The sequence below is a fragment of the Thalassobacillus devorans genome, from assembly GCF_900176565.1.
Taxonomy (GTDB): Bacteria; Bacillota; Bacilli; order Bacillales; family Halobacillaceae; genus Thalassobacillus; species Thalassobacillus devorans_A.
On the sequence record NZ_FXEH01000005.1, the window covers coordinates 433089 to 451559 of the forward strand.

Genomic DNA, 18471 nt, shown 5'->3' on the forward strand with positions numbered 1-18471 from the left:
TTGAAATATATTTTTTTAGCTTTTCACATAAAACAGCACGCCCCTTGGAAATAAAGAGGCGCGCTCACTGTTATTATGGCTTTTTTTCTTGTTTCATTGTCATTTCATAATATAAGGGTTTCTTTTATTTAACACAAAAACTTCCCTTTAAAAGTTCTTATATTAATTTTAAAAAAGAGGAGCTTACCAAATTGGGTCCTTCTTTTGTCCTTACCATCATAGAAGGGACTTCACGTGAATACTCAATTAATGAAAAGGCGCCTTCAGGCGTTTCTACTAAGGGATCAATTCTTGCAGGCGCTTTATCAAATTCATCGATAATTTTTTGAGCAGTTTTTACTGAAAGTCCCTCTTTCCATCTAATTACGATGTCTAAATCACTGGATTCATGGATAGCAGGAAGCCCGCTTGCCAGTTCAAAACCCACACTTCCTACAGGACCCCAATCTAATTGACAGGCATGTAAAACTTCTTCTACTAAGTTCAAAGAATCTATAGCCTTTAAATAAATATTTCTTCCTATTTCTGACCACCTTTTTTCTCTCGACAATTGCTCGGGGGTTATTTGTCTTGTTATCGAATCGGTGGAAATAAAGGCAGCAAATCGCTCACTTCTTGTATACCCGCGGACTCCCACAGGCACTTTTCCATTCTTAATGGGAGCCCGGCGTACAATTACGAAGGGGGCATCTTCTAAAGTGTCATGGACCCAATCAGGTATGAAAGAGTCGGTTATCAGCTGCTTTGAAGGTTCTTTCAATTCTAGTAAATCGTGAGTCTGTATTACCATAACTCTTTTAACTTTTCCCTTACTTTAATTGATGCCGTACGCCCCCCACCGACTGCCTCCGGTGATTTCAGGCGGTTAGCTATGTCACGGTTACTGTTTTTTGCATCATAGATAGCCTCATTCACTTTATCCATTACAAGGTTTATATCTTTTTGATCCGGTTGATCGAAATCCACTCCTTCAATCAGCTCATGTAATGCACCAAGTCTTGAAAATGATTGAACATCATAGGCCATGGCAGGAACTTTTTTTGTAGCTTCTTCTAATTCAGCGATGGTACGTCGTGTGATTCTCGCGGCAGATTGCTTAGACATGACATGCACATTAACACTGTCATCATTAAAAGCTAAAAGTCTATTTGCCTGCATTCCATGCGATAAAAATGCCCCTGATATAGCATTTCCAACAATCAAACTAATAACCGGGTGTCCTGCCATTCTCGCTGTTGCATAGGCATCCACTGCAGCAGCGCATGCTTGATGCAATCCAAGCAGTTCTTCTTTGTATCCATAAGCCTGGCTTGGCACATCGACGATTGCTACAATTGCCCGTTTCTCTCTGTTTTTATCTTCTTCGATAGCCTCATGGATATATTTTGCAATTATCCATCCTTGTTCTAATCCAATCTCTCCATTACGCGATCGAGGGTATTTACTATTGGAGTCAGGGACAACTGCAATAAAGCGGGTATTCACATCTCCTGTCTTCTGATCTGCACATAGGACAGATGGAATCTCACGCTGTGCAGCTTCTTTTATGCCAGTTAAAGCTTTAAACCAGGTTAATCCTCTGCCGTCCTCTCCTTCAACAGGAAGATCAGAGCTGTTCTTTCTGATGAATTTTTCCCCTTCAACAATACGGTTCCAACTTTTTCTAACATCATAAGGGTTAATATCCTCTTTCGGATCAACAGCGCTTAATAGATGACAGAATTGTTCTACCTGTCTACTTCTTGGCAGCACATTATTACCTGTTGCAAGAGCATTTTGGATCGCATCCTTAATTGAAGAAATATCATCTTCAACTAAACGTTCCGCCATTCCCGTCGCAACTCTTTGCTCCCCTCCGATCGTCTTCCAGATACGCTGTCTGTCCTGGGAATCTAATTCTTCAATTCCCGCTTCCTGTTCGATTACTTCTGGCCCATTTAGTCCGATCCGCCCCTCTTTTGTCATAATTAAGGTACTGCATAATCCAGCCGTAATAGACATTCCACCAAATGCACCTATTTTCCCTGGAATTAACCCTACTACAGGAACATAGTTTCTTAATGCCACAATAGCCGATCCTATTTCTGCAATAGAGAGAAGGCCATAGTTGGCTTCCTGAAGCCGGACTCCCCCAGTATCAAATAAAAGGACCGGAAAAACTTGATTACCATTAATATTGTCTTGTAGCGCTAGCTCCAATGCACCAGCGATTTTTGCTCCGGAGACTTCACCTATACCTCCACCTTGAAAACTGGCTTCAATGGATATGACTAATGCCTCTTGCTCGCTAATCTTTCCTTTGGCTATAACAACTCCATCATCACTTTGGGGTACAATCCCCTGGCCTTCTAGATGAGGAGATTCTATTTCAGCAAATGGATCCAGTAATTCACGAAAAGTCCCTTCGTCCAAAATAGACTTCGCTCTATTTCTTGCATCTAATTCTACTAAACTATGCTTTAATATGTTGACTGTCATGTTGGCTCACCTCCAATGCTTGAGCTAGACGTAAAGAAACAACACCTGGAGTAGCCCCGAAATCATTTATTTTGATATTGGCAGCAAAGTCATGTTGAGTAAAGAACCGACTAAGTACTGCTTCCCATGTCTTCTCAAACCCCTGGCTACCTGTTCTAATGATTATTTTCGTACGAGCTTCACTTGAAGGTTCCAGTAGAATTTCCAAGTCCCCCGATCCAACCACACCAACATGCGCCTGGCGACTTAATGTCTTACTAGCAGGGAATTCATAGGTTAATGTTTCCATTGCAAACACCCTCCGCTTAAAAAGATTAGTTAAATAGTAATTAAACGATTCCTTTCCGATATTAAAGCACTGCTATTTATAGCATCCACACTGTCGAGGAATAAAACTACTGCTAATAAATCTGCGCTGCCACCAGGAGATGCATTGTAAGAGAGAAGTGTCTTCTCAAGCTGGTCCAACCCTCTCCATCCTTCCGAAGTAGATACTCCTCCCAATTGAATGATGGTTTCTGCACTTTTTTTGGCAGATGTTAAAGCATCCATGCCACCTCTATGCAATATACAAGTATCATCAACTCTGGCAATTAAATGAATTAATGTTTCTAGCCTTGCTAAGGTTTCAGTTAGCCCTCTTTCTCTTGCCTCCCTTAATACCGGTAAAGCTACCTCTATCACATGAGGAAATCCTTGTTGTGCTTCCCCCCGAGCTCCCTGAACTCCGAAGTGTTTCTGGACATTGGATCCATTCGTGGAGGTTTGGGGAGCTTTACGATCTATAAAACACGCAATCTCTCCTGCAGAATTAGCAATCCGCCCTAGACTAGTACGCTGTGATTGACCTGCTATACTAGCCACAAGTAATCCCAACGCCCAGATAGCTCCTTTGTGTGTGTTAGTTCCTCCTGTAGCTTCAAACATCTTCTTTTCTCCATGTCGACCAATTTCAGCGATGGATTCCCGCAGGTCCTGGCTTGGCTTTTTTAAAAAAGCAGCAATGCCAATATCCCTGAATGTTGATTTTAAAGAGTTGGCAGATATGATCATCTTTTCAAAGTTCAAGTCTTCATGTGCTCCTGAATCATTCCTGTCAACCAACCCTGGCTTAGGGGTTAATTCAGCTTCTTCTATTAAAGCTTTTACCACTAATTCTGAGAGTGCCTTTCCACATGATTCCGCATCTTTCCAATGCATATCCATTCTCCTTTACCAGCTGCGAAACTTTGCAGGAGGATTATATAAACCTTCCGACCACTCAACAAGTTCTTCCACACTTTTTGCTGCTAAAAGAGATCGGTTGGCATCTGTCCGACGAATCCCTAAGTCTTCCGGTAAAGCTATAATGCCGCTTCGCCTTAATTCATCCGTTCTTTTCGGCTCATGTTTAAGTCCAACTGGAGTCACTCCAGCCACAGCTGCCACAGCTTCTCTGCGTTCTTCCATACTTGATGCTTTGTATAAATAAGCGATGCCTTCTTCCGTAACTAAATGGGTTACATCATCCCCATAGATCATAACCGGAGTAGTTGCCAGTTCAGCATTTCTTCCAACATCAATAGCATCAAGGGACTCCACAATTACAGGGGTATTGCCTGTCTGGAACGTCTCAACCACTTGTACGACTAGTTTTTTACCCCTTGCAAGCGGATCATCAGATGTCATCATATTCAGCCATGCAGGAGTGGAATGCCTTCTTCCTCTTGGGTCATGACCCATATTAGGAGCTCCCCCAAAACCAGCAAGTCTTCCTGAAGTAACTGTAGAAGAATTTCCATCTTGATCCATTTGGAGTGTGGATCCTACAAAAAGATCAACAGCATATTGACCTGCCAACTGTGATAAAGTCCTGTTCGAACGCATGCTTCCATCTTTTCCAGTGAAAAAAACATCGGGTCTTGCTCTTACATATTCCTCCATGCCGACTTCCCCTCCAAAACAATGGATGCTCTCCACCCACCCACTTTCAATTGCTGGAATTAACGTTGGATGAGGATTAGATGCCCAGTGCTTACAAATCTTACCCCGAAGCCCTAACTGCTCCCCGTAAGTAGGTAATAACAATTCAATGGCAGCAGTGTTATAGCCAATGCCATGGTTGAGTGATTGTACTTCATGCCGTTCATAAATACCGCGAATAATCATCATGGCCATCAACACTTGTAAATCTGTAATATGGCGAGGATCCCGGGTAAATAATGGTTCTAATTCATAAGGTTTGTCTGCAACTGTAACAAAATCAATCCAGGAGCCAGGAATATCTACCCTTGGCACTTCATCAACAAGTTCGTTAACTTGGGCAATAACAATTCCATCTCTGAAGGCAGTTGCTTCTACAAGTGTAGGGGTTTCTTCAGTATTAGGACCAGTATATAAGTTACCTTCTTTGTCAGCTTTATCCGCAGCAACTAAGGCGACAGATGGAATTAAGTCTACAAATAAACGGCTGTACAACTCTAAATACGTGTGAATTTCGCCCATTTTGACTTTTCCATCTTCAAGCATCTGAGCTATCCGCAAGCTTTGTGGTCCTGCATAAGCAAAATCTACTTTCTTTGCAATGCCTTTTTCAAAAATATCAAGGTGCTCCGGGCGAGAAATACTGGACATGATCATATGTAGGTCATGGATGCGGCTGGGACTTACTTTGTTTAAAGCTGCAGACAAAAACGATGCTTGTTTTTGATTATTGCCTTCCAGGGAAACACGATCTCCTGGCACAATTAAGGATTCCAACGCCTCGATTATCCGGTCTGTCGGTATCACTTTACCTGAAGAAATACCTTCTACGTTTTTTAACCTTTCAGCCTTTGCATCACGTCTTTTTGTCCACGAACGATTTGTAGAGGAAACTTGTTTTACACCAACCATGTTTTATCCTTCCTTTCTATTTATAGTGAACAGTAGATTAATAGGGTTGTTTAACACGATTAATCAGCACCTGAGCTGTATGGAATCCACTGTCATCAACTGATACGGAGCGAGCTGACGGAAAAGCATGACAACTGAGGTCAGTTAAAACCCGTCCTGGGGGAAGTTCAACAAATAATCGGGCACCAAGTTCGTAAAATAATGAAGTAGCCTGATGCCATTTGACAGAATGAGAAACACTTTGAGCAAGATCTTCTTTTATCGCTTCCGGGTCACGTAATGCTCTGGCAGTACGGTTTCCTGCAAAAGGAATTTCAGGATTACGGAACTGGATATTTTTCAAAGCGAATGTCAATTTCTCTGATACCGTATCTAATAGAGGACAATGGGAAGGAACATTTACATTCAACAGTTCCGTCTTACGTGCTCCTGCTTCTTTTGCTTTGTCGAGCACCTTTTTAATTCCTTCGATTGTCCCCGAGATGGTTATTTGATCCTTTGAATTTAGGTTGGCATAATAAACATCCTCTCCCTGTGATAAATGTTCTGCTAATATTTCGCCTAATATTTGTTCAGGCAGACCTAAAACTACCCCCATCCCGTAACCTTCCGGGTAAGATTGTTCCATCCATTCCCCCCTTTGCTTTACTACAGACACTGCATCCTGAAAGTCTAAAACACCTGCAATTACTGCTGCCCCAAAAGCTCCAACAGAGTGACCGGCAACTAAATCTGGTTTAGCCCCATTTGCTGCAAGGACCCTGGCTGATGAAACCCCTGCTATCAACAAACAAATTTGGACTGCGACAGTAGACTGCAGGTTAGTTTCTGAATCTAACGAGATAGCGCTTTCATTTAAGACTTCACTTGCTTCATCGAGAGTCTTATCAACTAACCAGTGGTCAGGCAATCTCTTAAGCATATTCACCTGTTGAGAACCCTGTCCTGGGAACAGAAATGCAACACTCATCGTTTCTCCCCCTTTCTAAAGTAGTTTGTAGATTGGTCGGCTGTCGACCGTTTTATAAGAAAAGAAGAAGAGATAAAACCTCTTCTTATAAGTAATATATAGTAAGCTTATTGAGCCCCATCATTACTTTGGAATAATCGCTTCTGGATATTAGAAATGACATCCTGATTATGTTGATTTAAAACTTCCATTGCTTCAAGGATTTGGCTTTCTTCAAGAAGCTTTACTATAATTGCATGCTCTTTAATAGACTTAGGAATATTGCCTTCTTTCGCAAAGGAAAGACTTTGTATTCTCAATAGCGGCAACTTTAAACGTGCGTACATTTTTTTAATAACATCACTTTTACTCATTTCGATCAGGCACATATGAAAAGCGTGATTCAACTCTGTATATTGACCAACATCCTTTTTTTCTTGCATCTTTTCAAGTATTTCTTTCATCTCGTTAAGGATATCTATTTCAACACCATTTTCAAGAATACGCTTCATTGCTAACGATTCCAGCATCGTGCGAATTTCAAGTAAGTCATATATTTCACTTTCTGTATAACCTTTTACAATAGCCCCTTTTCGCGGCACCCTCTCTACCAGACCCTCCACTGTTAAAGTGAAGATTGCCTCTCTTACTGGAGCACGACTAGTGCCATATTCTTCCGCATAAGTATTTTCTACTAATTTTTCACCAGGCTGAAGTTTTCCAGTGATAATTTGATTTGTAATATGTTCAGCAATATGGTTGGATAACGCATTGTTACTTAAATCTAGTGATCCCATAAGTGACCCCCCTAATTATTTGGTCGACTGTCGATTTAAATTATAACACGACGTTTAACCAACATTCAATATATTTAGAAAATTTAAAAAAGTTATTGATTTATGTTTACATCCCCTTTATAGTGAAAAATATAGTCGACAGTTGATTGCCGTCTGTTTAAATGAAAACGCTTACCTAAGGAGGGATGAAATTTTTCCATACTAAGTCGTCGTACACACCCCTTTGAAAAATAGCCAGCTAAGAACTTGCATACTTCGTTATATCTATTTTGGAATTTATGGATCAGTCGTAATCGCCATGGGTAATTTTTAAAAATAGAGAGGTGGGAGTTAGTTGGTTATTTATGGAGTTGCATTATTAGCGATATGTTTACTGGCAGGAACTTTTCTCGGAGAATTATTGGGTGTAATGGTTGGGGTTGATGCAAACGTAGGCAGAGTAGGTATTGCCATGTTAATGCTTGTTTTGTTAGTCGATTATCTGAAGCGGAATAAGAAATTGACAGTAAAATCTCAGGAAGGTGTTGCCTTCTGGAGTGCCATGTATATCCCAATTGTTATCGCGATGGCCGCAAAACAAAATGTCGTGGCAGCATTAGATGGAGGTCCTGTCGCGATTTTAGCCGGAGTTGCTGTGGTAGCTGTCAGCTGGGCAATGGTTCCACTGTTAAGCAAAATAGGAAGAGAAAAAGAAAGCGATTTAAAGCCTGAGATGATTGGAGGCGACAATCATGTTCGAGATGCTAAGTGAGGTTTTTAAAGATAACAGTCTGGTAGTGTCTTTTGCGGTAATTGGGGTTACCATGTATATTTCTTACCTCATTTCTGACAAGCTTACTAACGGGAAGTTCCATGGCTCGGCGGTTGCTATTATCGTTGGACTTGTACTAGCCTATTTCGGCGGTGTAACTACCGGGGGAGAAAACGGATTGTCAGATGTCGGGATTTTCGCAGGCATTGGAATTATGGGCGGCGGTATGCTTCGAGATTTTGCGATTGTTGCTACCGCTTTCGGTGCAAACATTGATGAAATGAAAAAAGCGGGATTACCCGGCATTATTTCTCTCCTTTTTGGAGTAGTGGTTTCATTTGTAGTAGGGGTATCCGTTGCTTTAGCATTTGGATACACAGATGCAGTCAGCTTAACCACAATAGGTGCTGGAGCCGGAACCTACATAGTTGGACCTGTTACAGGTTCTGCTCTTGGAGCAAGCTCAGCCGTTATTACACTAAGTATTGCAGCCGGGCTGGTAAAATCTATTTTGACAATGATCGGCACACCTTTCATAGCAAAGTATATCGGACTGAACAACCCTCGCTCCGCTATTGTATATGGAGGTCTTATGGGAACAACCAGCGGGGTTGCCGGTGGTTTAGCTGCCACAGACCCTAAACTGGTACCATACTGAGCTATGACAGCTACGTTTTATACGGGGATAGGATGTCTGCTTGCTCCTTCTGTTTTGTTTTTGATTACCAGAGCCATATTTGGATAAAATTAAATCCCCCGGAATACCCACTATCTGGATGTCCGGGGGTTAACTTTGTTATTCTACTTTTTACTTTAGTATCTAAATCTTCAAGTACATCCATATCAGTAGGACAGCTAGTAAAAGTGAAAGAGCTTAGAAGGAAATGTAAAGATAAGTGTGAGATAAACCGGAACTAAACATCAAAACGAAATAATACCACGTTTAGCTAAAACAACTGTCAAGCTTTCTAAAATGAAATAAATAATACCTCCAGCAGCAACCTTCTTCAAAATAATGAAGCCAATCAACACCATAACCCCAATAAATGACAACCATTCCGATTATCGTTAAATCAACTCCCATGTTAGTTCCTCCTCAAAAGCATCCATGGTATAATAAGAACGAATGTTCGTGATGTGAGGAGGGAATACAATGAATAAAAATTGGGATACTCTACCTATAAATTTTAAAGCAAGATTAACTGGGAAATTACTTGGTGATGGAGGCATAACTATACAAAGTGGCAGACAACCTAGGTTTCAATTTATTCATCGCTTAACAGACCGAGAATGGAGTTTTTATTGTTATGATAAATTGAATCCTGTTCTTCCTTTGAGTCCGCCAAAGTATAGGAAAGTAAAAGATGGCCGCCTAAAAAAAGGCTATAGCGAATCCGTCCAATGCCAATCAAGGACTTCTCCATTAATTAATTTCTTGGAAGAGAAATGGTATAAAAGTAGAAAAAAACAAATTCCTTTCGACTTAATAGAGGAGAGTATGAATAATGAATGTCTTGCATGGTGGTATCAAGATGATGGTCACTTAAAAATAGAAAGTAACCAACCTGTGAAAATAATTTTATCTACAGATAGCTTTACTGAAAAAGAAAATTTATTATTAATTGAAGTATTACATCAGAAGTTAAATCTTAAATTCTCTATGGATAAGAAAAATCGTTTAGCTTTATATGACCGCTCCTCCATTATCTATTTCCTCTACCTTGTAAATTCATATGTTAACCCATGCATGATAAGAAAAACTTGGATAAACGAACTTATTTATTATGAGCTTCCAGCAAACAGAACGACATTATACTTACCAAATAGTTATCATCCCCAGAAACCTACAATGGACATTAATCATTTATTAAATAACCTTGAAAAACTTTGGCATATTTGTGAGAAAGGGCAATTTTTTTGTGGTATTTATGAACCTTACCTGAATAAGTTCACCCTAACCCAATATCAACGATGCGATTATCAAATAGTAATATATTCCAATAATATGAGTTATTTATATAGCTTAAAGAAATACACAGGATTAACATATAGTCAACTTGCTCACCTTTGTTTATTAATAGAAAAAGGACCCCAATAAGTGAGGCCCTTTACGCGCGTTGATTTTTAACGTAAAAGTTGTAGTACTCCCTGAGGCTGTTGGTTTGCTTGCGCTAACATGGCCTGGGCAGCTTGTCCAAGAATTGAATTCTTCGTTTGGTTCATCATTTCTTTCGCCATCGTGCGAACATTTACTTTCATAAATGACCAGACTATATCTTCACCCTCTAGTATGCTAGTAGGGGTCGGGCACTTCGGATCGACAATGTTGAACCCCATTGTTTCACCTACGGATTTCATCACCATAGCTTTCGCCTTAGATGGTCTATCCTAGTCGTTGAACCTTCCCCACTCTTTCGAGACAGGAGTTTGGCTGCTGATTGCCCAATCTTTTCTTTTTTCAAGCCATCACGCTTGTCGTTTACAACTACGTTGTGGCAAAAAAAGCTCTAAGGGGTTTCCAGCAATTCACCCGATTGTAATCGCTGACCGTTACCAGCCAGGACGACTGTGCTTGTCACTGCTTAGGCAGCTAAAGCATAATCAACGTCACGGATACGTGATTCCGCAGCAGTTAGGTTTTCAGCAGAATTCTCTAAGTTATTAATTGTAAATTCCAAACGATTTTGTGTTGCGCCTAATTTTGACCTTTGTGCTGAAATATTATTTATAGCTGTATCAACTAAGCCTATATCTGTATCAAACTGACCAGTCGTACCATCTGGAGCCAATGCACTTACTCCCAAATTTGTAGAGTCTACTGCTTGAGTAATTGCGATATTAAGTGTTTGCCCTTCATTAGCTCCAATTTGAAAGTCTGAGGCAAAATTCCCATCAAGTAGTTTTTTACCATTAAACTCAGAACGCTCCGCTATCCCATCAAGTTCAGAATTCAAGCTCGCTATTTCATCTTTTATAGCTTGAAGATCTTCAGTTTCTAAAGTTCCTCCATTACCACCTTGAACTATAAGTTCTCTTTGCCTTTGAAGAATACTATGGACTTCATTTAACGCACCCTCAGCAGTTTGAATTAATGAAATGCCATCTTGTGAGTTCTTAGATGCTTGTTCTAAACCACGAATTTGCCCACGCATCTTTTCTGATATTGAAAGACCTGCTGCATCATCTCCGGCTTTATTTATACGTAAACCAGAAGATAATTTCTCCATTGATGCTTGTTGTCCCTGGTTAGCTGCACCCAATTGACGGTGCGTATTCAATGCTGCAATGTTGTGATTAATTCTCATTTCTTATTACCTCCATGTGATTTAAAATTACGAGACACGTCCATTTGCCTCGCTCTATAATAACTCTTTAAAGAGTCACTACCTAAGTTCTCCTCGGATAATTTTGTACTCCTGGGGTGCGTTGACCCGAAGGCGCAGGTAATTATCCAATTTTGCGTCTGTCTTGACTACTTCAATTTCGATTTCTTTACCGTCTTCGTCGACGATATATAATTTTTCGCCCGGTTTTCTTCCTAATGTAAGCGCCATGGCTAATCATCCTCCCTGATGATTCATTCTTTATATCGGACTTCCCTACTAGATTGTTAACATTATAGTAATTTTTTATTAAATGTATGATAGCAGTTATATAACAGGTGACAATTTCCGATATAAAGTTAGATAGTGATATATTTTCCCTAGTAATCTATTACTTAAGAACCATCTATTCCGTATGAGGGGGAGAACGATGGAACCAAGAAGTCATCCTGTCGAGCCGCAGAAAAAGAGTGATCATTTCTATCTTTCTATAATGACGAAGTTCTGGATTTCGCATGGAGTATCATTATTCTGGATGCTTTTTTCCATTTGGATTTCTTTACCATGGCTACACGATTTAGCTGACTTGTTGACCTACCCATTTGCTATCCTCATGATTGGCGGCATTGCATACATTCCTGGTTATTTGAATGCATTTCTAGTGATGAGTCTTCTATTAGATAAACAACCCACCTTTAAAAATGAATGGCCCAATCAGGCTGTAACTATTTTAATAGCCGCTTATAATGAGGAACATTCTATTCTTAACACCTTGGCATACTTGAATGGTCAGGACTACAAGGGGTATATCCACGTCATGGTAATCGATAATAATTCTAGCGACCGCACCAAAGAAAAAGTGCTAGAAACTCAACAAGAATTCAACCTCAACATTTCTTACCTTTTCGAAGCAACCCCGGGAAAATTCCATGCACTGAATTATGGACTAAAGCATGTCACCACACCCTATGTAATTACACTTGACGCAGACACGTTGATTCACCCATCAGCGGTACGTTTTTTGATGGCTCGGATGATATCCAGCCCACCGGATGTAGTATCGGTGGCTGGCAGTATGCTGGTAAGAAACAGCCGGGAATCGATTTGGACGCGTATCCAGGAGTGGGATTACTTTTTAGGAATCGCGTCAATCAAACGACTCCAGGGATTATACCAGGGAACACTGGTTGCCCAGGGCGCATTCAGCCTTTATAACACATCCGCTGTCAAGGAAGTCGGTGGCTGGCCGGATGCTATCGGGGAAGATATTGTGTTGACGTGGAGGTTGTTAAAAATGCACCATCGCGTCTTTTTCGAACCACTTGCTGTCGCCTTTACCGATGCCCCAACCGAATTCCGCCATTTTGCCCGGCAGCGCTCGAGATGGGCTCGTGGTATGATTGAGGGCTTGAAAGAAATCAAACCATGGGCGCAACCGAGGATTTATACTAAGTATTTGACCGGAGTCAACCTGGCGATGCCATATATCGATATCGTGTTTACCCTCTTCTGGATTCCCGGCCTCGTTCTTGCCTTATTCGGATATTACTGGATTGTCGGGCCAATGACGTTATTTGTTTTGCCTCTCACTATCGTAAGCTATGGCACGCTTTATTTTTACCAAAAAAATTATGTATTCAAGCAGCTCGGCTTGCGAATTCGCCGGAACTTCACGGGTTTTCTACTTTTCATCGCTGCTTATCAAATCGTTATGGCTCCTATATCTGTATGGGGATACATACAAGAGCTATTTCAACTGCGTCGGATTTGGAAATAAAAAAGATGCTGATCCATTATAAAGACCAGCAGCTTTCTTCTATATTAATATGATATCTATGCTGACATGAAGACAAGGAGATTCGTTTCATTCGATGGAATGACTCTGATAGAGTGTTCTCAAAGAATCCTCTTCTGTTGAGCAAAATGAAGAAGCCATGAAAATTGCCAAGGCTTCTAGGTTTATGAAAAAACTAAATTTGAGTGATCATCTTTCTATGAAACTGTACATATATTCCATCGCATCAGGTAAGGTTTCCTTCCATACACTCCATTCATGATCTCCGTCGACCACTCTAAACTCAACCAGATCAGGCTGATGCTCCCTTAAGTTTTGGTAAAGAACAGCGGCATGGTAAGCGATGTCGAATGTGTCGTGGTCCCCGGTATTAATATAGAGGGGAACTTTGATATCCTGTTGTTTGTAATCATCGATATACTGAGTATAATTCAGTTCTTCCCATTTTTCCGGGTCGAATTCACCGTCTTCGTTTACGTATGTGGGATGATGCATAGCTGATGAATGGGATGGCGGCTGTGGAACATAGACAGCAGGACTTAGCGCCGCTCCAGCAGCAAACATGTCAGGCCTTTTCAGAATAAAATTAACCGTCCCATATCCGCCTGCGGATAAGCCGGCAACTAAACGTCCCTCTTTATCCGCTACCGTTTTCCAGCTTTCATCGATGTGCGGTATCAAATCATCAAAAAAGGCTGTTTCAGCAGGTTCGTTATAACCATCTACCCACCAGCTTTCACTGCCTGGCATAACGATGATCGAAGGAGGTATCTCTCCTTTGGTCATCATTTGGTCCGCTGTTTCCTTGATACCTCCTGCATTTACCCAATCATACTCATTTCCACCTGAGCCGTGTAACAAATAAAGTACAGGATAAGGCTGGTCAGCGTTTTTGTACCCTTTTGGCAGATAGATATTGTAGTTATAATCCCGCTCCAATGTTTCTGAATAAAAACTTTGATGAATGATCTGGCTGTTACTGGATTTCGGTGTTGTCACTGTATCTGCTTGTGAAAATACCGGGAACAACAAAGTAAGCATTAGAATAAATGGTAAAATAATTCTTTTATGAAACATGCAGCTACCTCCTAGTTGTATTAATAAGATAATCCGTGTCCGAATTCATAAAGATCAGGGATAGTTACTGGCAGTTTACCAGTCGGATTGACTTCTCCTGTCAATACTTTGGCAAGCGCCTCAACCGAGATATCGCGGAATCCGTATGTTAACACGTTCGCGTCAACTTCAGGGAAAGCCATGATATCATACGGATTTCGCATTGAAGCGACAACAACTTCTTTCCCTGCTGCCTTCAACTCACCGACCAATTGTTGTTGAGCTGAGTTGGTATTTGCGGTATAAGCAGTAACAATAACGGTGTCTGCATCGGCTGCCTGTTCGACTGCATTAGCTATTTGGCTGGCAGAGGGACTGGTACCTGTAGCATAGGAATCAGCCGTTATCCCCCGCTCACCTAATAGATTAGCAAGCAAACCAGGACTTCCTATGGATGGCCCTGTCACGAAAACTTCACTTTCTGAATCAAGTGGCAGTACATCGTTATTTTTCACAAGGGTAATACTATCCTCTGTCATTTGATCAGCAAGCTCCAGGTTCTCTTCTAACCCGATATTTTCAATTGCCTCAGGAGATACTCCAGCCTCATGAAAAAGTCCGCGCTTGAACTTTGTCTCCAAAATTCGAAAAACTGATTCATCTACGCGTTTTTCAGAAATTTCTCCGCTCTTGACCGCTTCAATCATCGCGTCATAGGCGAGCGGAACATTCGGTGGGTTCAGCAAAATGTCTGCCCCTGCCTTGAATGCTTCGACCGGTACTCGATCTGCAGGCACAACGTTCGCTCCTGACATGCCTAGGCTGTCCGTAATGATGACACCATCAAATCCCATTTCTTCGCGAAGCAAGTTTGTCAAAATCGGTTTAGACAAAGTAGCCGGTAATCCGGAATCATCTAAAGCCGGTACAACAATATGTGCTGGCATAATTGCATCAATTCCAGCATCAATAGCAGCCTTGAACGGCTTTAAGTCTACTTCATGTAAAGTCTCTAAATCGTGATTAATGATTGGCAGTCCATAATGAGAATCAACATTGGTATCTCCGTGACCCGGGAAGTGCTTGGCTGTCGCCATCACATTCTCGTTTTGGTAACCTTCGACTTGGGCAGATCCCATGTCAGCAACCAGATCAGGATTTTCCGAATAGGAACGGACACCGATGACCGGGTTCTCAGGATTCACATTGACATCGAGCACGGGAGCAAGGTCCATATTGATACCGAGGCTCATCAGTTCCATGCCCATGATTTCTGATGATTGACGAGCATTATCCGTTGACCTGGTCGCACCGAGTGCCATGTTACCTGGGAAAACAGTAGCAGGTTCCGTCACCCGTGCTACGACTCCGCCCTCCTGGTCCGTTGCAATCATCAGTGGGATTGGCATTCGCTGGTCCATTGCGATTTCCTGTAACCCATTCGATAAAGCATTGACTTGTTCAAAGTCAATTGGGGTGCCGATATTAGCTGTCCAGTTAAAATAGATCACTCCACCAATATGGTACTTCTCAATCATTTCTTTGAAATTTTTCGCACCCCGGTTACGGCTTAAGTTCGTATCTTCGTAGTTAGGGTCTGTAGGGGTCTCTCCATAGACATGTACCATGAATAGCTGGCCGACTTTTTCTTCCAGGGTCATATGCTGAATTTTGCTTTGAATCCAGCCTTTTCTCGCTTCCTCATCATCCCAGCCCGGTTTTGTGGCATCATCCCAGGATGCATGGGCGAAACTCGGAATCAGCATAACAAATGCCATCAAAACGATAATAGATTTATAAAGTTGTCTCAAAATTAATCATTCCCTTCGATAATATGGCCGTTCTCTCCGCGATTCAGGGACAAATCTGCTACCACTGGAAGGTGATCAGATGCTAACGTGTCGATAACTTCTGCATCCCGTACTTCAATAGCTTCAGAGGCAAAAATATAATCGATACGCTTGCTGGGCGACAATGCAGAAAAGGTATAACCTGGATCATCTTCTACTACACTCCATGCATCGGTGAAGCGATCAAACAGCGGGGCCAGCTCCGCGGCTTCCGGCGTAGCGTTCATATCGCCAAGCAATACTTTTTCACCAGACTGGTTGTCAAAAATATTCAGCATATCATCGACTTGCATGATTCTTACGGTCGGATCTCCTCGGTAGTCTAAGTGGGTGGAATAGAAAGGTACGAGTGCGCCTTTAACATTGATGATGGCTTCTGCAAATCCTGGGGCAGGGGCAGGTTCTGGGGTGTCATTTTGTGTGGAAAGTCTGGTGATGTCGTGGTTGATGGCTTTTACAATTGGATACTTGCTTAATATGGCTACGCCAAATTGCCTTCGTGGGTCACCTTCAACATAAGGATCCATGTCATAAATCGGTGCGAAGAATGACTGCATGTCCAATCGCTCGGCTAAATCAGCAAGGATGTCATCATTATTGCTCCTCGCTCCCCAATGGACATCCACTTCCTGAAGCGCAATAATTTCAGCACCTGAGTCTTCGATAACTTGTGCAATCCTCTCATTATCATATACTCCATCTGAACCAATGCCGGCATGGATATTGTAGCTCATGACTCGTACATCCACTTTTTCACTGGTTGACCCGTCATTCGCAGAGCTTTTGCCAGGGGAGCCAATCAAACCAAATACCAAAATAACGAACAACACGATACGAAATGTCATCTTCATATACACTAATTTCCCTCTCCCTTCCTATTTAAATTAATTACAACTTTAGTTTAGCAACCAGTGTTATAGTGGTCTATACAACTATATACCTTAATCTATCCTCCGAAACTACTAAAACCAAACTTTTGCAAACAAGGTATATTTCTAGCTAAATAGAGAAAATAGTATTAGAGGGAGGTAGATGAAAAGGTTTACGGAGGCTTGCGTTGCACAAAGGCTATTTGTATGAAAATACACCCCAGGTCCTCCAATTTCTGGAGGACCTGGGGTGTAATGTTAAATCCGTTTATACCCAGCGGGTAGTCAGGACTTTTTTACGAGTATAGAACTCCAAGCCATCTTTCCCATTAGCATGCAAATCTCCATAGAAAGAATCTTTCCAGCCGGAAAATGGAAAGAAAGCCATTGGCGCCGGCACACCGATATTCACGCCCAGCATACCTGCATCAATGGTTTCACGGAATTGACGCACACTTCCTCCATCTCTTGTAAAGATACAAGCTCCATTAGCAAAACGTGATTGGTTAGTCAGGGCTACTGCTTCATTAAGATCTTTTACACGTGCAATAGATAGAACCGGAGCAAAGATTTCATCCTGCCAGATTTTCATCTCTGTCGTAACACCGTCAAATATGGTTGGTCCTACAAAGTATCCTTCTCTTTTGGCATCTTCATCATTACGGCCGTCACGAACGAGTTTTGCCCCTTCTTTCTCACCCGTTTCAATGTAGTTTAGGGTACGTTCCTTATGGTTTTCCCTTATGACGGGGCCGAGGAATACTCCATCATCCAAGCCGTTTCCGATCGTGATGTCATTCGCTTTGTCAGTAAGCAGCTCAATGAATTCATCAGCAACAGATTCTTCAACCGCTACAACTGAAGCTGCCATACAGCGTTCACCCGCAGATCCGAAAGCCGCATTCAGGATTTGGGTAGTGGCATTTTCGATATTGGCATCTTTCAAAACAATCGAATGATTTTTAGCTCCAGCTAAGGCCTGCACTCGCTTCAAGTTTTCTGTTCCACGCTTGTACACATACTCAGCAACAGGCTGGGAGCCTACAAATGAAATGGCCGCTACTTCTTTATGATCCAACAAACCGTTTACGACATCATGAGCGCCATGTACGATATTAAATACACCCTTTGGCAGTCCTGCTTCTTCTAAAAGTTCTGCAAGACGATTTGCTAGCAGCGGAGTACGCTCGGAAGGTTTCAATATAAACGTATTACCTGTAGCGATTGCCATCGGGAACATCCAGGCAGGAACCATCATAGGGAAGTTGAATGGTGTGATTCCTCCGACTACACCAATCGGATAGCGATAAACACCTGACTCAAGCCCTTCTGCGATCGAAGGCAGCTGCTCCCCCATCATCAAAGAGGGAGCTCCGCATGCGAATTCTACATTTTCAATTCCTCGCTGCACTTCCCCTTGAGCTTCTTTAAAGCTTTTACCATTTTCGATTGTCACGATTTCTGCCAGCTCATCCCAATGTTCAACCAGAAGTTGTTGAAATTTAAACAGGATACGCGCTCGTTTCGGCACCGGTACTTCCTTCCATTCTTGAAAAGCTTCGTCAGCTACTTTCACAGAATCTTCTACATCTTTCACAGTAGAAATAGGAACATGTGCGATTACTTCACCGGTTGCTGGATTGTATACCGGTTCGGTCTTATCAGAGTTCGCCTGCACCCATTCTCCTCCGATATAATTTTGAAGTGTTTGTACTGTTGTTTGTGTCAT

The 18471-nt window shown here is 41.8% G+C and carries 18 protein-coding genes and 1 pseudogene; 4 read left to right on the forward strand and 15 right to left on the reverse strand.

Annotation, left to right across the window (positions count from 1 at the left end):
- Positions 1-157: 157 nt before the first annotated feature.
- The 7 genes from B9Y67_RS06965 to B9Y67_RS06995 form a co-directional block, all read right to left on the reverse strand.
- The gene (locus B9Y67_RS06965) at positions 158-790 is read right to left on the reverse strand and encodes a malonate decarboxylase holo-ACP synthase (protein WP_085506030.1); all 633 of its coding nucleotides are present in this window, start codon (positions 788-790) and stop codon (positions 158-160) included.
- The gene (gene mdcD, locus B9Y67_RS06970) at positions 784-2478 is read right to left on the reverse strand and encodes a biotin-independent malonate decarboxylase subunit beta (RefSeq protein ID WP_085506031.1); all 1695 of its coding nucleotides are present in this window, start codon (positions 2476-2478) and stop codon (positions 784-786) included. The genes B9Y67_RS06965 and mdcD overlap by 7 nt, the downstream gene beginning before the upstream one ends.
- Positions 2453-2767 carry a malonate decarboxylase subunit delta gene (locus B9Y67_RS06975; protein WP_085506032.1) on the reverse strand — a complete coding sequence of 105 codons (315 nt, stop codon included), beginning with the start codon at positions 2765-2767 and terminating at the stop codon, positions 2453-2455. Before B9Y67_RS06975 ends, mdcD begins: the two co-directional genes overlap by 26 nt.
- 29 nt (positions 2768-2796) lie before the next feature.
- Positions 2797-3678, reverse strand: a complete 882-nt coding sequence (locus tag B9Y67_RS06980) for a triphosphoribosyl-dephospho-CoA synthase (protein WP_085506033.1) — start codon at positions 3676-3678, stop codon at positions 2797-2799.
- 12 nt (positions 3679-3690) lie between these two features.
- Positions 3691-5352, reverse strand: coding sequence for a malonate decarboxylase subunit alpha (gene mdcA / locus B9Y67_RS06985; protein WP_085506034.1), 1662 nt, complete (start codon positions 5350-5352; stop codon positions 3691-3693).
- Positions 5353-5389: 37 nt separating this feature from the next.
- Complete coding sequence (mdcH, locus tag B9Y67_RS06990; protein ID WP_085506035.1) at positions 5390-6322, reverse strand: malonate decarboxylase subunit epsilon; 933 nt, start codon at positions 6320-6322, stop codon at positions 5390-5392.
- Positions 6323-6429: 107 nt separating this feature from the next.
- On the reverse strand, positions 6430-7098 hold the full coding sequence (locus tag B9Y67_RS06995) for a GntR family transcriptional regulator (RefSeq protein ID WP_085506036.1): 669 nt from the start codon (positions 7096-7098) through the stop codon (positions 6430-6432).
- Positions 7099-7432: 334 nt separating this feature from the next.
- On the opposite strand from B9Y67_RS06995, the gene madL reads away from it, so the two are divergent.
- Together madL and madM are read left to right on the forward strand one after the other, a co-directional pair.
- Positions 7433-7849 carry a malonate transporter subunit MadL gene (madL, locus tag B9Y67_RS07000; protein ID WP_085506037.1) on the forward strand — a complete coding sequence of 139 codons (417 nt, stop codon included), beginning with the start codon at positions 7433-7435 and terminating at the stop codon, positions 7847-7849.
- Positions 7830-8594: pseudogene (gene madM, locus B9Y67_RS07005) on the forward strand (malonate transporter subunit MadM). The gene madL and the pseudogene madM overlap by 20 nt, the downstream one beginning before the upstream one ends.
- A gap of 198 nt (positions 8595-8792) precedes the next feature.
- Here the strand turns inward: madM and B9Y67_RS20635 are convergent.
- The gene (locus B9Y67_RS20635) at positions 8793-8933 is read right to left on the reverse strand and encodes a hypothetical protein (RefSeq protein WP_176223927.1); all 141 of its coding nucleotides are present in this window, start codon (positions 8931-8933) and stop codon (positions 8793-8795) included.
- Between the two features lie 69 nt (positions 8934-9002).
- Between B9Y67_RS20635 and B9Y67_RS07010 the strand changes: the two genes are divergently transcribed.
- Positions 9003-9947: a hypothetical protein gene (locus tag B9Y67_RS07010; protein ID WP_085506038.1), complete on the forward strand. Its 945-nt coding sequence runs from the start codon at positions 9003-9005 to the stop codon at positions 9945-9947.
- Positions 9948-9973: 26 nt separating this feature from the next.
- Here the strand turns inward: B9Y67_RS07010 and B9Y67_RS21200 are convergent, their stop codons facing one another.
- The 3 genes from B9Y67_RS21200 to B9Y67_RS07025 all read right to left on the reverse strand — a co-directional run bounded on the left by B9Y67_RS21200 (position 9974) and on the right by B9Y67_RS07025 (position 11403).
- Positions 9974-10207, reverse strand: coding sequence for a flagellin (locus tag B9Y67_RS21200; protein WP_441007550.1), 234 nt, complete (start codon positions 10205-10207; stop codon positions 9974-9976).
- A 224-nt stretch (positions 10208-10431) separates the two neighbouring features.
- On the reverse strand, positions 10432-11154 hold the full coding sequence (locus B9Y67_RS07020; protein ID WP_085506039.1) for a flagellin N-terminal helical domain-containing protein: 723 nt from the start codon (positions 11152-11154) through the stop codon (positions 10432-10434).
- Positions 11155-11232: 78 nt separating this feature from the next.
- Positions 11233-11403, reverse strand: a complete 171-nt coding sequence (locus B9Y67_RS07025) for a carbon storage regulator (RefSeq protein WP_085506040.1) — start codon at positions 11401-11403, stop codon at positions 11233-11235.
- Between the two features lie 199 nt (positions 11404-11602).
- On the opposite strand from B9Y67_RS07025, the gene B9Y67_RS07030 reads away from it, so the two are divergent.
- A complete protein-coding gene (locus B9Y67_RS07030) occupies positions 11603-12949 on the forward strand; it encodes a glycosyltransferase family 2 protein (RefSeq protein WP_085506041.1) in 1347 nt (448 codons plus the stop codon).
- 207 nt (positions 12950-13156) lie between these two features.
- On the opposite strand, the gene B9Y67_RS07035 is transcribed toward B9Y67_RS07030, so the two are convergent.
- The 4 genes from B9Y67_RS07035 to B9Y67_RS07050 form a co-directional block, all read right to left on the reverse strand.
- Positions 13157-14044 carry an alpha/beta hydrolase gene (locus tag B9Y67_RS07035; RefSeq protein ID WP_085506042.1) on the reverse strand — a complete coding sequence of 296 codons (888 nt, stop codon included), beginning with the start codon at positions 14042-14044 and terminating at the stop codon, positions 13157-13159.
- A gap of 20 nt (positions 14045-14064) precedes the next feature.
- Positions 14065-15834 (reverse strand): glycoside hydrolase family 3 protein, encoded by a 1770-nt coding sequence (locus tag B9Y67_RS07040; protein ID WP_369668744.1) that lies wholly within the window; start codon positions 15832-15834, stop codon positions 14065-14067.
- Positions 15835-15836: 2 nt separating this feature from the next.
- A complete protein-coding gene (locus tag B9Y67_RS07045; protein WP_085506719.1) occupies positions 15837-16724 on the reverse strand; it encodes an endonuclease/exonuclease/phosphatase family protein in 888 nt (295 codons plus the stop codon).
- A 286-nt stretch (positions 16725-17010) separates the two neighbouring features.
- Positions 17011-18471: a CoA-acylating methylmalonate-semialdehyde dehydrogenase gene (locus B9Y67_RS07050; RefSeq protein ID WP_085506043.1), complete on the reverse strand. Its 1461-nt coding sequence runs from the start codon at positions 18469-18471 to the stop codon at positions 17011-17013.

Excerpts from the sequence above, each read along its gene's own strand:
- B9Y67_RS06965 (WP_085506030.1), bottom strand. The coding sequence starts at position 790 with ATGGTAATACAGACTCACGATTTACTAGAATTGAAAGAACCTTCAAAG.
- mdcD (WP_085506031.1), bottom strand. The coding sequence starts at position 2,478 with ATGACAGTCAACATATTAAAGCATAGTTTAGTAGAATTAGATGCAAGA.
- B9Y67_RS06975 (WP_085506032.1), bottom strand. The coding sequence starts at position 2,767 with ATGGAAACATTAACCTATGAATTCCCTGCTAGTAAGACATTAAGTCGC.
- B9Y67_RS06980 (WP_085506033.1), bottom strand. The coding sequence starts at position 3,678 with ATGCATTGGAAAGATGCGGAATCATGTGGAAAGGCACTCTCAGAATTA.
- mdcA (WP_085506034.1), bottom strand. The coding sequence starts at position 5,352 with ATGGTTGGTGTAAAACAAGTTTCCTCTACAAATCGTTCGTGGACAAAA.
- mdcH (WP_085506035.1), bottom strand. The coding sequence starts at position 6,322 with ATGAGTGTTGCATTTCTGTTCCCAGGACAGGGTTCTCAACAGGTGAAT.
- B9Y67_RS06995 (WP_085506036.1), bottom strand. The coding sequence starts at position 7,098 with ATGGGATCACTAGATTTAAGTAACAATGCGTTATCCAACCATATTGCT.
- B9Y67_RS20635 (WP_176223927.1), bottom strand. The coding sequence starts at position 8,933 with ATGGGAGTTGATTTAACGATAATCGGAATGGTTGTCATTTATTGGGGT.
- B9Y67_RS07010 (WP_085506038.1), top strand. The coding sequence starts at position 9,003 with ATGAATAAAAATTGGGATACTCTACCTATAAATTTTAAAGCAAGATTA.
- B9Y67_RS21200 (WP_441007550.1), bottom strand. The coding sequence starts at position 10,207 with ATGAAATCCGTAGGTGAAACAATGGGGTTCAACATTGTCGATCCGAAG.
- B9Y67_RS07020 (WP_085506039.1), bottom strand. The coding sequence starts at position 11,154 with ATGAGAATTAATCACAACATTGCAGCATTGAATACGCACCGTCAATTG.
- B9Y67_RS07025 (WP_085506040.1), bottom strand. The coding sequence starts at position 11,403 with ATGGCGCTTACATTAGGAAGAAAACCGGGCGAAAAATTATATATCGTC.
- B9Y67_RS07030 (WP_085506041.1), top strand. The coding sequence starts at position 11,603 with ATGGAACCAAGAAGTCATCCTGTCGAGCCGCAGAAAAAGAGTGATCAT.
- B9Y67_RS07035 (WP_085506042.1), bottom strand. The coding sequence starts at position 14,044 with ATGTTTCATAAAAGAATTATTTTACCATTTATTCTAATGCTTACTTTG.
- B9Y67_RS07045 (WP_085506719.1), bottom strand. The coding sequence starts at position 16,724 with ATGAAGATGACATTTCGTATCGTGTTGTTCGTTATTTTGGTATTTGGT.
- B9Y67_RS07050 (WP_085506043.1), bottom strand. The coding sequence starts at position 18,471 with ATGACACAAACAACAGTACAAACACTTCAAAATTATATCGGAGGAGAA.